Origin of the sequence: Methylobacterium sp., assembly GCF_019750675.1 — a bacterium.
Classification (GTDB): Bacteria; Pseudomonadota; Alphaproteobacteria; order Rhizobiales; family Beijerinckiaceae; genus Methylobacterium.
Genome location: NZ_JAIEOF010000052.1, coordinates 1 through 13,022, shown reverse-complemented (window position 1 = coordinate 13,022; position 13,022 = coordinate 1). Strand labels below are relative to the sequence as shown.

Genomic DNA, 13,022 nt, shown 5'->3' with positions numbered 1-13,022 from the left:
CGTCACGAGAGGCCACCTCACGATGCCGGGTCCCTGGCGACCACGACGGTGGCGTCGTCGCGTCCCCGGGCGAAGTCGCGGTAGATCACCCCCGCGACGAGGCTCGGATGGGCGCCGGCCAGGCCGGGATAGTTGTCGAGGGACCAACTCGTTCCGATGCCGTCCGAGCACATCACGAGGAGGCTCTGCGGCGTGAAGGGATACTCGAACTCCTGGATGCGGCGCGCGACGAGGCCGGCGGTTCCGGCTAGGGAAACCAGGCGCTTGGTCACGCCACCGGTGATCACGCCACCCGCGACGTTGCCGATGCCGGTGAACACCAGCACCTCGCGTTCAGGGTCGTAGCGCGCCACCGACACCGCTCCACCGCGGGTATGGCCGAGCCCCGCATGAACCGCCGCGAGGATGCGCCCGGGCGGCTCCTGATCGTGCGCGCGAAACACGCGCACGGCCGCGTCCGAGGCCTGCGCGGCCTGAGGTCCATGCCCGAGTCCGTCGGCCACCAGCACGGTCCACCCCTTGCCGTGTGGACGGATGCAGTAGGCATCCCCGTTCACGACCTCGCCGCGCAAGGGCACGCCCACGGCGCCGAAATAGGGAATCGGACCGGGAGCACCGGATGAGCCCTTGCTCACCGTGCCGCCGATGCGCGCAAGCACGGCCAGCCCCCGCCTCGGCCACGCGGCGATATCGAAGGCCTGGGATTGGCGCCTGACGGCACCGAGGCCGGTGCCGGGGCTTCCCCCGGTGGAAAAGCCATCGCGCAGCACTGCGGCGACGTCGGAGATCCCGGTGCCACGGTCGAGCGCCAGGATCTGCACGCCCGTGCCGGTTTCGTCCTCGAAGATCCCGATGAGGATCTCCCCGTCGGTCCCGTACTTGACGAGGTTGGTCGCTAGTTCGGTAACGACGATGGCGACCCGGCCGCCCGCCGTTTCATCGAACCCCAGCGACAGTGCGACGCCGCTCGCCCGGCGCCTCGCCTCGGCGACCTGGCTTGCCTCGGTGACGGCGACGCTGATCATGTTCACTTCCAGCGCGCGATGACGACGCGTGTTCCGATGCCGACGGTCGACTCGAGATGAAACTCGTTGGAGAGGCGTTTGGCACCGCTCAAGCCAAGCCCCAGGCCGCCCCCTGTCGTGTAGTGGTCGGTGAGGGCGAGTCCGATGTCGGGAATGCCGGGGCCCTCGTCCTCGAAGGTCAGGCGCACGCCACGGCGGCGTCCCTCCTGCAGTAGCTCGATCCGAACCTCGCCGCCGCCGCCATAGTCCAGCGTGTTGCGGGCGAGTTCGCTCGCCGCCGTGACGATCTTGGTCTGGTCGACCAAGCCGAGGCCCGCCTCGACCGCAAAGGTCCGGACGGCCTGGCGGACGCGCACGACATCGTCCCCGGTGTGGATCGATTTGCGCTCAGTCCTCGTAACGGCCACGAGCGCTCCTCAGGCCTTCGGCGTCGTCCTCGTCGAGCCGGGCCTGGATGATCGCCATGCCGCGCTCGACGTTCAGGGCCGTCTTGATGCCGGACAGCGTCAGGCCCAGCTCGACCAGCGTGATGGCGACGGCTGGGCGCATGCCGACGACAACGGTCTCCGCGTCGAGGACGCGCGAGACCGATGCGATGTTGTCGAGCATGCGTCCGATGAAGGAATCGACGATTTCCAGAGCCGATATCTCGATCAGCACACCCCGCGCGCCGGTCCGCGAAATCATCGCCGTGAGGTCCTCCTCCAGGGCGACCGCGAGACGGTCGTGCATGTCGACCTGGATGGTCACGATCAGCGCGCCACCCAGCTTGAGGATCGGGATGCGGTCCATGATGCTAGCGACGGCTTTCGTCTGGTGCGGATGGAGCCTTGCGAACGACGCTGCGGCCCGTCCTGCGTAGCGCCAGTGCGAAGGCGTCGGCCAGGGTGGACTTGGAGATCACGTTGAGCTCGACGCCGAGGTGGACCATGGTCTGGGCGATCTGGGGACGGATACCCGACACGATGCAGTCGGCCCCCATCAGGCGGGCAGCCGCGATGGCCTTCAGCAGATGCTGTGCCACCAGCGTGTCGACGGTCGGAACGCCCGTGATGTCGATGATGGCGATTTCCGCCTCCTCGTCGACGATGGCCTGCAGGAGGTTCTCCATCACCACGCCGGTTCGTGCGCTGTCGAGGGTGCCGATCAGGGGCAGTGCGAGGATGCCGTCCCAGAGCCGCACGACCGGCGTCGAGAGTTCGGCGATTTCCTCGCTCTGGCGCCCGATCACCTCCTCGCGGCTCTGCTGGAAGACCTCCATGGTGTGCAGGCCGAGCTGGTCGAGCACCTTGCTGGCCGACCAGATCCCAGCCGCCACCTGTGCGGCATCCGTCCCGGACGCCCGGCTCAGGGCGTCGAAGATCGGCTCCTTGAGCGAGAACAGGAAGGAGATGGTGTCGGTCGGGGTGAAGCCCTGGATGGCCCGGGACCGGGAGATGTCCGCGAGGCTTTCCCGCAAGGACGCATAGGCGTCCGTGGTCGTATCCGTGCCGCCCGAGGCAAGGGCCTGGCCGAGTTGCCCGAGCACCGACTTGGCCTGTGTCTGAAGCTCGGCTTCCCGGATGCGGCCGGTTTGGAGCGCGCCGCCGGCCTTCAGAAGCGCGACCCAGGCGTCGAGGATCGCGGCTTCCTCCCTGGTGACAGTCTTGATCAGGACCTCGGTGCCGTCCATCGCCATTCAGAAAATCCTTGGGCCGGATCCTATTTCGTCCTGCGCGTCTAACCCACGCTGCAAGTCACGGATAGTCACGTTCGACGACGACCGAGCCTTTGCATCACCTTATCGTTGGTCGCGAAGAATTTTGCCTGACCCGATCGGGGCTGCCGTCCCGTTCTATGTCCGATTGCATTGGCCAGCCAATTGGGCGGCGGTCGTCGCGATCACCGACACCGGAGGCGCCGGGTCGCGGCCGAGTTCCGTACATCGGTCAGGCGCTGGCTCGACACCCTTTCAAGCCGCCGGACCGCGATCGTGAGCCGGCTTCTGCAGCAAACATTCCGATGTTCTCGCCCAGCGCCCGCTCGACCGTAAACCGACGCGTGATAAATACACACATCGCAGCCGCGCGGCATGCCGGCAAAGCCTTCAGGGAGCGGGAGGCATGCTGTTCTTCACGAGGTATTTGATACCGCGATCAAAGGACACGTCGTTGTCGCCCCTGATATCCACGCTGTAGGCCTGCTCGGGCTTGCCGCTCCGAAGGTCCTTTACATAGACGTTGATGTTCAGGATGAGGTTCGAAACCTTCTGGATCTCACCGGTGATCGCGACGTCGGCCCCGAGCTTCTTCGCGTATTCCTCCGCGCAGCCATTGCAACGCCGGAGGTTCGACCCTTTGGCGACATCCTCCCGCACGGGATCGGTCGATACGATCGCGTAACGGGCGCTCTCTTCCAATAAGGAGCGGAGCTGATCGCTCAGCGGTTTCAGGCGCGCCTTGTCCGCGTCGGTCGGCTCCTGGGAGCCAAGGTTGGCAAGCTCGAAATCGAAGACTGCGGCCTTCGGAGGTTCCGCGCGCGCTCCCGCCGTGACAGCGAGCAATACGCCGAGCGAGGAAATCAGTAGGCGAGAGAGAGTCATCGGCGTCCCTTCTGGATATTCTCAGGAGGTGAACGCGTGAGGGAAGCGGTTAGGGTATCAGGTCGACGGCATACCGTCAGTCGATCCCCCGATTCGCAGAAGAATCTCGTCCAGGATGACCGGGTGCCGGGCCGAGCCATCGCGGGAGAGCCGCGAAGCCGGGGGGAGGATCACTCGGCGCTTGAGGCGGATCAACGTCCGGCCGGCCGACACCTGGGAGGCTGGGACGTGTCAGACCAGACCGGGCGCTCAGATGGCAAGCGATCGACCCCTCAGTGGCCCTGGGACGGTGTGCGATCCGGCTCTGGTATCCAACGAGCCCGCCCCCCCTTTCCCCGCGCACGGAGACATCGAACGGGGCATCGAGGCCGCGAGTTGCGACGCGCGCGCCACAGGCGGTTCGATGCCGGCGGGCGAGGAGACCGTCCATGCGCTATCGGCCGATAAGGCTGCGAGCCGCTTCGGGACCCTCCTACAATCTGGCCTGACGGATGCGGAGGCCGAACGACGGCTCGCCCGCTTCGGCCCCAACGTGATCGCCACCAAGAAGAAGGCGGGCAAGCTCGCCCTGCTCCTGAACCAGTTCACCAGTCCGGTCGTCTATCTGCTCGCGGCGGCGGGTGCGCTCTCGCTCTACTTCGGCGACTGGCAGGAGGCGACCGCGATCATCGTGGTGCTGGCCATCAACACCGGTCTCGGCTTCTCGACCGAACTGAGAGCGGCGCGGTCCGTCGAGGGGTTGCGGGCACTCGGGACGCGCTCGGCCCGCGTGCGCCGTGACGGGCACGCCCGAATCCTTCCCGTCGAGGATCTCGTCCCGGGCGACATCGTTTTGCTCGATGGTGGCGATGCCGTCCCGGCCGACATCCGGTTGGTCGAGGCGTCCAACCTGGGCGTGGACGAGTCCACCCTCACGGGCGAGTCCGTGCCGGTGGACAAGTCGCCGGATCCGGTCGCGCCGGACGCCCGCCTTGCCGAGCGCACCTCCATGCTGTTCCGGGGCACCCTGATCACGCGCGGCAGCGGCCTCGGTATCGTCGTGGCAACGGGTTCGAGAACCGAGCTCGGCGGCGTCGCGCGACTTGTCGAGCAAGCAGAGCCTGATGGTTCGCCCTTGGAGCGACGCCTGGAACGGCTGTCCGGCCAGATGGTCTGGGTGATCCTGGCGCTTGCCCTCGTCCTCGCCGGCCTCGGCGTGGCAACCGGCAAGGATCTCCGTCTCATGACCGAGGCTGGGATCGCGCTGGCGGTCGCGGCCATCCCGGAAGGCTTGCCCGTCGTCGCGACACTCGCGCTCGCGCGCGGGATGTGGCGGATGGCGCGGCGGAATGCGTTGATCGAGCGCCTGTCGGCCGTCGAGACCCTTGGCGCCACCACGGTGATCCTCACCGACAAGACGGGCACCCTCACCGAGAACCGCATGATGGTGCGATGGCTGTCGTTGCCTTCGGGGGAGGCCGACCTGACCGATCCGGGCTCCGCCGCCGCCGAGACCCGGCGTTTGCTTCGGGTCGCGGTCCTCTGCAACGACGCCTCACTGGGGCGGGGTTCCGAGCACGGTAGCGGCGACCCGATGGAACAGGCGCTGCTGCGGGCGGGGCGATCGGTCGGGCTGGACCGCGCGGCAATCCTGCGCGACCGGCCGCTCGTGCGGAAGCACGCTTTCGATGCGGGCACCCGCATGATGGCCACAGTCCATGCCTTCGGAGCGAGCCACCTGATGGCGGTCAAGGGCGCCCCTGAGGCCGTCCTGGCCGCCTCGCACGCTGTCGTCGGCACAGAACGGGACCTCCCGCTCGACGGCATCGCCCGGGACCTGTGGCGGCGTCGCATCGAAGACCTGGCCGCGCGGGGCTTGCGGGTCCTCGCCTGTGCGGAACGGTCCGTGGACGCCGCGGAGGCTCGGCCTTTCCAGGAGCTGACGTTTCTCGGCCTGGTCGGCCTGGAGGACCCCGCCAGATCCGACGTTCCGGAGGCTCTGGCCGCCTGCCGCGCCGCGGGTATCCGCGTGGTCATGGTGACCGGCGACCACGCCGTTACGGCCCTGAGCATCGCTCACGCGGTCGGGCTCGCCCGACCGGGGGACCGAGTCGTCGAGGGCGGCACCGCCGGCGCGATCCGGGATCGCCTGTATGAGGTTGCGGTTTTCGCGCGGGTGAGCCCCGCCGAAAAACTGGCCCTGGTCAGGGCGTACCAGGAGCGGGGCGAGATCGTCGCCATGACGGGCGACGGCGTCAACGACGCGCCGGCCCTGAAGCAGGCGGATATCGGCGTGGCGATGGGTCGGAGGGGCACGGACGTGGCGCGCGAGGCAGCTGCCATGATCCTCTTGGATGACGCCTTCCCGACCATCGTGGGCGCGATCCGCGAGGGTCGGGTCATCTTCGACAACATCCGCCGGTTCGCCGCCTATCTCCTCGCCTGCAACCTGAGCGAGGTGATGGTCGTCGGGCTCGCCATCGTCTCGGCCCTGCCACTCCCAATCCAGCCGTTGCAGATCCTCTACCTCAACGGGGTGACCGACGTGTTTCCGGCCTTCGCCCTGGCGATGTGCGAGGGACGCGACGACATCCTCGCACGACCGCCGCGCGACCCGCGCGAGCCCATCCTCGGGCGGACGCAATGGGTCCAGATCGTCTTGCATGCCGCCATTCTGACGGCCGGGACCTTCGGGGGACTGGCGGTCGCCGAGTTGTGGTTCGCCCTCGATCGCGCTTCGATCGTGACCGTCGCCTTCCTGACGCTCGCCTTCGCGCAGCTCTGGCAGGTCTTCAGCATGCGAGCCTCCGGCGCGCGGCTGTTTCGCAACGAGGTCACCCGCAATCCCTGGGTCTGGGTCGCCCTGCTCCTCTGCGCGGTGCTGCTCATCGGCCCGGCTTACCTGCCTGCGGTCGGACATGTTCTCGGGCTCGTTCCGCCCACCTCGACCATGTGGGCGATCATCCTCTGCGCGAGCGTCGCACCGCTCATCGTTATCCAACTCGGAACGATAACCATGGGCCGCCGCGGGCCAGCCGGCCGGGCATGACGACCGCCGGGCCGGCCCGGCGCCGCCGCGTCCCGACCGCCCGGCGTTGCGATGGATCAACACGCAACCGCCCCGCGGTGCGAAACTCGGGCGGCCAGAACGTCCGGAGCCCCGCATGTCCCTTCCGCTCTCATCCTGCCATGCGGAAATCCGCGACGTTCTCGTGTGCCTGACCGAGGAAGGCCGCGGCGACGAGCCCGAAACCGCCCTGGCCTACGGGCTCTCGCTCGCCGCCGAGACGGGGGCCCACCTCACCGTACAATCTGCGGCGCGGCGCCTCACCGTTGTTGCCGGAGGGGCGTGGGGGTTCGTGAACGACCTGGTCGCGACCGAAAACAGGCGTCTGCGTAAGCTCGCGCAGGCCGTCGCCGAATCCGCCGCGGCCGACGCCGCCAGCGCGGGTGTGACCTGTACGACCGAGGCGCCATACCTTGCCTACACGGACCTGGTCGCACGGCTCACCGCCAGAGCGCGGCTCGCGGACCTGACCATCCTCGATGCGGAGACGCGTGAGGTCGATCTCGACCGAGACCTGATCGACGGAATCCTCTTCCGGAGCGGGCGACCGCTTCTCGTGGTTCCGCCGGGCTGTGAGGCGTACGCCGCGCGGCGGATCCTTGTGGCCTGGGATGGCAGCGCCCAGGCGGCGCGGGCGGCGAACGACGCGCTGCCGTTCCTGCGCGCGGCGGACTTGGTGGAAGTGGTGTCCGTCGTCGGGGAGAAGGACCTTCCGACATCCGCAGCCGGCGCCGCCTTCGCTCCCCACCTGGCGCGGCATGGCGTGAGGGTCTCGGCAATCGATGTGCCGGTCGTCGGCGACGTCGCTGAGACGCTCAGGGGCCGGGCCGGCGAGGTCGGCGCCGATATGCTGGTGATGGGCGCCTACCGGCATTCACGCCTCCAGGAATGGTTCCTCGGCGGCGTGACGCAGTCCCTCCTCAATCGCAGCCCCCTGCCCCTGTTCCTGGCACATTGACCGGGGGACGTCCGGCGGGCGCGCGGAGAGCCACGTCGGATGGCGGAGATCGAGGCGCAGGCATGGGCGAGACCGACGGCACCGAATCCCGTCGCGCCCGGGATGAACTGGCACGGGATCTCGCCTGCGTCGCGGTGACCGCCGGCTCGACCGTGGCCGCCGTCTTCGCGGCCGGTTGCGCATTGACGTGGAAGGGCGACGGTTCACCGGTCACCGATGCGGATCTCGCCGCCGAGCGCATCATCTGCGACCGGCTGTCGGAGCGATTCCCGGAAATGCCCATCGTCTCCGAGGAGCGCATAGCGGCGGGGGATGCCCCGGTGATCGGGTCCCGCTTCGCGCTCGTCGACCCCCTGGATGGCACGCGCGAATTCATCGCCGGGCGCAAGGAATTCACCGTCAACGTCGCAATCGTCGTGCGGGGCCGGCCGGTGGCAGGAGCGATCTACGCTCCGATGCTCGAGCGCCTCTGGATTGGCGGGGCTTCGGCCTACACCTGCACCGTCGCGCCGGGTGCAGGATTGCCTGATCTCGCCGCGATGCGCCGGATCAAGGTTCGCCTGCCCTCGCCCGATCACCTTGCCGCGCTGGTCAGCCGCTCGCACATCGACCCGCATACGGAGACCTACCTCGGGCGGCTGCCCGTGTCGGAGCGCAGGCCGATGGGCTCCTCGCTGAAGTTCTGTGTCATCGCGGAAGGTCAGGCGGACCTCTACCCGCGCTTCGGCGCCACCCGCGAATGGGACACCGCCGCGGGTTGCGCCGTCCTGACGGCCGCAGGCGGAAGCATCGTCGATCCGGAAGGTCGACCGCTACGTTATGGAGGCGTCCAGAGCGGCTTCCGGCACGACGGCTTCGTCGCGTTGGGGGGCCTGCGCTTCGTCCCGGTCGCCGAAGGAGATCCCCGATAGCAGCTTGGCCCGAAGGGCTTCCGGTGCGAGGTCAGCGTCGACCCGCCACCAGGCGATGTGGCCGCAATCGCGTTTGAGTTGGGCCGCGAGGACGTCGACGGTCGCGTCGGACGGGTCGAGGCGCCGCCTCTCGATCCGGGCCGAAAGTGTCGCCGTCGGCGCCTGGAGCCAGATCCCGCGGAATGGCACGCCGAGGTCGCTTGCGCACGCCTCGATCGCCGCTCGCTCCCCCGGCCGGTCGAAAACGGCGTCCGCTATGGCGCAATGCCCCGCCTCCAGAACCTTGCCCGCTTCCTGGCGGAGGGTGGCGTAGACGCGCTCCGAGACGGAGGTCTCGTAGGCCGTGGCTGGAAGCCGCGTCGTCGGGGCCACTCCGTGCAGGCGTTTGCGAATGCGGTCGCTGCTAAGGATACGCGCACCGGGAGCGGCGCCGAGCCAAGGCGCGAGGAGGGCCGCCACGGTGGACTTGCCCGACCCGCTCAGTCCTCCCACGGCGACCAGCCCTGCCTGGGCCTCGTCGAGCAGCGACTTGGCCAGATCCAGATAGGCTCTGGCTTCCGTCAGCTTCTCGGCCCGCTCATCATCGGCTCTCCCATCCGCCTGCACGGCCGTGACATGTGCGCGGATGGTGGCGCGCAGCGCCATCAGGAACGGCAAGAGGCCGATGCCGTCCGTTTCGTCGGCTTCGTCGAGGTAGCGGTTGAGGAGGAGGTTGGCGAGGTCGCGCCGCTCGCGATGCCAGAGATCCATCAGCACGAAGGCCAGGTCGTACAGGACGTCGATGGTCGCGATGGCCACGTCGAACTCGATGCAATCGAAGGGGGTCGGCACCCCGTCGAAGAGGCAGATGTTGCGGAGCGTGAGATCGCCGTGGCAGCGGCGCACCTTGCCGGCGACGCGCCGGGCATCGATCAGCATCCGGTGCCGCTGCAGGACCTGACGGAAGCGCGTCGCGAGGTCCTGGGCCTCGGGGGCGGTCGTGAGACGGGAAGCCCGGAGAGCCTCGTCGTTCATGTCGATGAGGGCGGCCATGGCCGCGGATCCGCCATGCTGCTGGCTGACCTCGGCCCTGGCGTGGAAGGCGGCGATGCGATGGGCGAGGGCGGTGACGAGGTCCGGGCTCAACCGGCTGGTCTGGGCCATCGCATCGAACAGGTTCTCCTGTGGGAATCGATGCATCTCGACGACGGCGTCGACCAGGGTCCCTGGGCCGTCGAGCGCAAGGCTTCCGTCCGGCTCTCGCGTGATCCGATGGACGCCGATGTAGAGAGATGGCGCCGTTCTGTGATTGAGGTCGAACTCGGCCTGGCACATCGCGAGCCGCAGCTCGGCCGAGGAGAAGTCGAGGTACGGGAAGCGCACGGCCCGCTTCAGCTTGAAGACGCGCCCGTTGCCGAGGAACACCTCGGAAATGTGCGTGCGCATGATGTCGACCGGTTGGCCGGATCCCTTCAGGGACCGCCACAGGAAGTCGGCGACTTCGGCCTGGCTCCCGTTCGACATCTGCAAAGCCCCGCCTTCAATGCGTCGGCGTCGGCTGCACGGAGTCGTGATGATCCGAGCCGGTCTTTTTCGCCTTCTTGCCCGCAGTCTTGATCAGTGCCGCAAAGGCCGAGCGCAGGATCTTCTTCTTGGAGACCTGCGGCCAACGCTGGCGAACGGCCGCAATCAAGTCCTTTATCTTCATCCCCGGCTTGACGACCTTCACGATCTCCCGGCTGATCGTCGATGTCGATGGCATGTTCGATCCTCCGCATAACTGTCGACTTGTTCTTTGAGGCGCGTGCAGCGTCATTGATCTGGGTCAAGCCCAGCATGAGCTTCGATCGCGGCTCGTGCCTCATGGGGCGGCGCCAGTCAGTCCTCGACGACCCGGCGAAGGCGCTGGCGGCGCAGGCTGACGCGACGTCCGCCGGCACGCAGGAGGGCGCCGGTCTCTTCGAGCTGGGACAGGGTCCGCGACACGGTCTCGATGGTCAGGCCGAGGTAGTCGGCGATGTCGCGCCGGGTCATCGGCAGCGCGAAGGTGCCGGTCCCGCCGAGCCGTTCGTCGACGTCGATCAGGAACGTCGCCACCCGCTCCAGGGCGGAGCGCCGGCCGAGCAGCAGCATGTGGTCCTGGGCGTGACGCAGGCCCCGGGTGGCCATGTTCCAGAGGTGACAGGCAACCTCGGCGTTGCGGGCGGCGGCGCGTTGGATCGCCGACCGCCGGAAGATCAGGACCTTGGTGTCCGAGAGGGCCTCGGCGGAGTGCCGGTGGGCCTCGCCCTGCTCGAAGCCGAAGAGATCGCCCGGCAGGTGGAAGCCGGTGATCTGGCGGCGCCCGTCGCCGAGGACCTTGTGGGTCCGGACCGCGCCTTCGACGACCCGGTAGACGACGTCGGCGTCCTCGCCCTCGCCGTAGATCTCCTCCTCGCGGCCGTAGGAGAAGGGGGTGCCGAGGAGCTCGGGGCACCCCGCGAAGAGGGCGACCTCGCGTCCGCCTGCGAGTGGCGGGCTCACGGGGTCGAACGACGGAAAGGGTCGCGTCATCGGGGTGGCCATCGCTTCGCTCCTCGTCCGGATCGGATGAGGACGAAGTTGGCCGCGCCTGCGCGGCAAGACCATTCCGGCCCGCTTCTTAAGGGCCGCCCCCTAAGGGCAACCACGTAGGTCCCAGGGTCGACCGTCAGCCCCCGCCGAACGCCACGGGTATCCATCCGCCGGCGTGGTCGGGCGCCATGAGCAGGGCGAAGCGGGCCGCGAGCAGGGACACGACGGCGCTGGCGAGCGCGTAGACCAGCAGGGCCAGGACGAAGGTCAGGGCCTCGGCGTGATGGCGCAGGGCGTGGATCGAGGCACAGCCGGATGTGAACGCCGCAGCCAGGAGGATCGCGAGTGGATCGGACGGCATGACCGTGGTTCGCAGCAATCAGGAGCCGTGGAGTCTGCGGCTGCGCCGGCCGTCACGGGTCGGCGCAGCCCCTGTTCGATGAACACGCTCCGATCAGACGGACCGCGCCTCCGGGGACCGGTACAGTCGCCAGAGCTCGGACCCGGACAGGACAAAGACCGCGAGGCCGATGATCACGTGAGCGCCCGCGACGACATTCAGGTCGGCAAAGCCGAGCACCCACGGCGCCGCGGCCACCCAGAGGCCGACGGCGAGATTGAGGTATTCCTCCCAGTCGTAGGACTTGCTGAGCGCCAGCATGGCGATGATGGCGATCGCGGCGCCGCAGACGAAGGCGTTCCGCGCCGCAACGGAATCGCTGCCCAGCTCCAAGTACCAGGGAGCCAGAAACAGGGCGATGCCCAGAAAGACGTTCAGGCCGTTCAGGACCGCGTCCTCGGCCTGGTTCTCGATGGTACGCATCGACGTCTCCTCGGAAGAAGGACTCCTCGGAGGCAAGACCGACCGGGAGCCGAGCGACAGACGTCCCGTCGCCTCCATCCGAGGACAATCATCTCGCGACAGGTCGCAGCCTTGATTCAAGTCAAAACCATCATTCCAGGCAGCATCCCTGCCCTTTGCGTGCTTTAGCGGTATAAATTCCTATAATCGCCCATACTGGGGCTCCGCTCTCGGCTGCCTTGATCTCGATCAAAAGGTCCGTGCCGATATCTGGCACCCTAGGCGTCGACGTCATGCCAGGAGATCGACATGCAAACGGCTCATCCGTCGCGCCCTCATGCCGCGACCGATTCGACTGCGCCCTTGGCTGCCAGCCTGACCGTTTGGCACGCCCTCGTGATCGACCTTCCGTTGCGCCTGGCAGCGGAGGCGATGCGTTTCACGGGCCAACGACTCCAGGCCCAGGCGGAGCATCTCACGGCCCTGGCCCGGTGCGGATCGCTCGAGGATGCCGTCACGCTCCAGACGACCTTCGTGACCAAGGGGGTGTCGGACTATCGCAGCGAGGCATCATCGCTGTCCCATGAGGTGGCCCAGACGGCGTTCGCCAAGGCGGCCTGACGGAGGCTCGCCCGGGCGGCGGCGCGATCCAAGGCTGCTTGCTCGCCGCCAAGCCCGGATGGGCGAAGGAGTGGATCGGATGCCGACGGGACGAGTTTCGGTGACTTCCTACCGCGTGTTCCAGCACCGCCGAGAACCCGGCCTGTGCTGCGCCGTGCGCGAGACAATGCTCATCCCGCCTTTCATTCGTGCGGACCGTTGGTCTTTCGGCGCGAACTTCCGTGAGGACGACGGCCTGCCGTATGGTTTCGAGCCGTTGCCCGCGCGCGAGGCGAGTGCGGCGTTTGGCTATTACCTGTTCCATCATCCGTGCGAGACGCTGGCGCTGAGGCATTGTCGGCATTGGCCCGACGATGCGGCGGATTCTCCGAAGGCGGCGCTTACGCAGGCCGCCGGAGGGTGGTGACAGCCGGGGTCAAGGCTCCGCCGCAACTGCCCCTTCGCCCGCTGTCGATCACCCTCAGGAGCGGACCTCGCACGCCCGACGGCGGCCGTGGGGGGGGATCATGTCGAGGAGGGTCTCGAAGGCGAAGGGCTTTTCCATGA

The 13,022-nt window shown here is 68.0% G+C and carries 15 protein-coding genes; 5 read left to right on the top strand and 10 right to left on the bottom strand.

Annotated features, from left to right (window positions below; genetic code table 11):
* Positions 1-17: 17 nt before the first annotated feature.
* The 5 genes from K2X24_RS02485 to K2X24_RS02465 all read right to left on the bottom strand — a co-directional run bounded on the left by K2X24_RS02485 (position 18) and on the right by K2X24_RS02465 (position 3,606).
* Entirely contained in the window at positions 18-1,025 is a 1,008-nt protein-coding gene (locus K2X24_RS02485; RefSeq protein ID WP_292494311.1) for an ATP-binding SpoIIE family protein phosphatase, read from the bottom strand.
* A gap of 2 nt (positions 1,026-1,027) precedes the next feature.
* Entirely contained in the window at positions 1,028-1,432 is a 405-nt protein-coding gene (locus tag K2X24_RS02480) for an anti-sigma regulatory factor (RefSeq protein WP_292494309.1), read from the bottom strand.
* Positions 1,413-1,817, bottom strand: coding sequence for an STAS domain-containing protein (locus K2X24_RS02475; protein ID WP_292494308.1), 405 nt, complete (start codon positions 1,815-1,817; stop codon positions 1,413-1,415). Before K2X24_RS02475 ends, K2X24_RS02480 begins: the two co-directional genes overlap by 20 nt.
* Before the next feature lie 4 nt (positions 1,818-1,821).
* Complete coding sequence (locus K2X24_RS02470) at positions 1,822-2,703, bottom strand: STAS domain-containing protein (RefSeq protein WP_292494306.1); 882 nt, start codon at positions 2,701-2,703, stop codon at positions 1,822-1,824.
* Positions 2,704-3,111: 408 nt separating this feature from the next.
* Positions 3,112-3,606, bottom strand: a complete 495-nt coding sequence (locus K2X24_RS02465) for a DUF3280 domain-containing protein (protein ID WP_292494304.1) — start codon at positions 3,604-3,606, stop codon at positions 3,112-3,114.
* A gap of 403 nt (positions 3,607-4,009) precedes the next feature.
* On the opposite strand from K2X24_RS02465, the gene K2X24_RS02460 reads away from it, so the two are divergent.
* The 3 genes from K2X24_RS02460 (at position 4,010) to cysQ (ending at position 8,521) form a co-directional block, all read left to right on the top strand.
* A complete protein-coding gene (locus K2X24_RS02460) occupies positions 4,010-6,634 on the top strand; it encodes a cation-transporting P-type ATPase (RefSeq protein WP_292494303.1) in 2,625 nt (874 codons plus the stop codon).
* 115 nt (positions 6,635-6,749) lie between these two features.
* Positions 6,750-7,610: a universal stress protein gene (locus tag K2X24_RS02455; protein ID WP_292494301.1), complete on the top strand. Its 861-nt coding sequence runs from the start codon at positions 6,750-6,752 to the stop codon at positions 7,608-7,610.
* Positions 7,611-7,672: 62 nt separating this feature from the next.
* Positions 7,673-8,521, top strand: a complete 849-nt coding sequence (cysQ, locus tag K2X24_RS02450) for a 3'(2'),5'-bisphosphate nucleotidase CysQ (protein WP_292494299.1) — start codon at positions 7,673-7,675, stop codon at positions 8,519-8,521.
* On the opposite strand, the gene K2X24_RS02445 is transcribed toward cysQ, so the two are convergent.
* From K2X24_RS02445 to K2X24_RS02425, 5 genes are all read right to left on the bottom strand, one after another.
* Positions 8,423-10,024: a bifunctional aminoglycoside phosphotransferase/ATP-binding protein gene (locus tag K2X24_RS02445; RefSeq protein ID WP_292494298.1), complete on the bottom strand. Its 1,602-nt coding sequence runs from the start codon at positions 10,022-10,024 to the stop codon at positions 8,423-8,425. The two genes, cysQ and K2X24_RS02445, sit on opposite strands and share 99 nt — an antisense overlap.
* A gap of 16 nt (positions 10,025-10,040) precedes the next feature.
* Entirely contained in the window at positions 10,041-10,262 is a 222-nt protein-coding gene (locus K2X24_RS02440) for a hypothetical protein (RefSeq protein WP_292494296.1), read from the bottom strand.
* Between the two features lie 116 nt (positions 10,263-10,378).
* The gene (locus K2X24_RS02435; RefSeq protein ID WP_292494294.1) at positions 10,379-11,065 is read right to left on the bottom strand and encodes a helix-turn-helix domain-containing protein; all 687 of its coding nucleotides are present in this window, start codon (positions 11,063-11,065) and stop codon (positions 10,379-10,381) included.
* Positions 11,066-11,189: 124 nt separating this feature from the next.
* Entirely contained in the window at positions 11,190-11,414 is a 225-nt protein-coding gene (locus K2X24_RS02430) for a hypothetical protein (RefSeq protein WP_292494293.1), read from the bottom strand.
* A 93-nt stretch (positions 11,415-11,507) separates the two neighbouring features.
* Positions 11,508-11,876, bottom strand: coding sequence for an SPW repeat protein (locus tag K2X24_RS02425; RefSeq protein ID WP_292494291.1), 369 nt, complete (start codon positions 11,874-11,876; stop codon positions 11,508-11,510).
* 342 nt (positions 11,877-12,218) lie between these two features.
* Between K2X24_RS02425 and K2X24_RS02420 the strand changes: the two genes are divergently transcribed.
* Together K2X24_RS02420 and K2X24_RS02415 are read left to right on the top strand one after the other, a co-directional pair.
* Complete coding sequence (locus tag K2X24_RS02420) at positions 12,219-12,476, top strand: phasin family protein (protein WP_292494289.1); 258 nt, start codon at positions 12,219-12,221, stop codon at positions 12,474-12,476.
* 100 nt (positions 12,477-12,576) lie between these two features.
* The gene (locus K2X24_RS02415; protein ID WP_292494287.1) at positions 12,577-12,882 is read left to right on the top strand and encodes a hypothetical protein; all 306 of its coding nucleotides are present in this window, start codon (positions 12,577-12,579) and stop codon (positions 12,880-12,882) included.
* Positions 12,883-13,022: the final 140 nt, after the last annotated feature.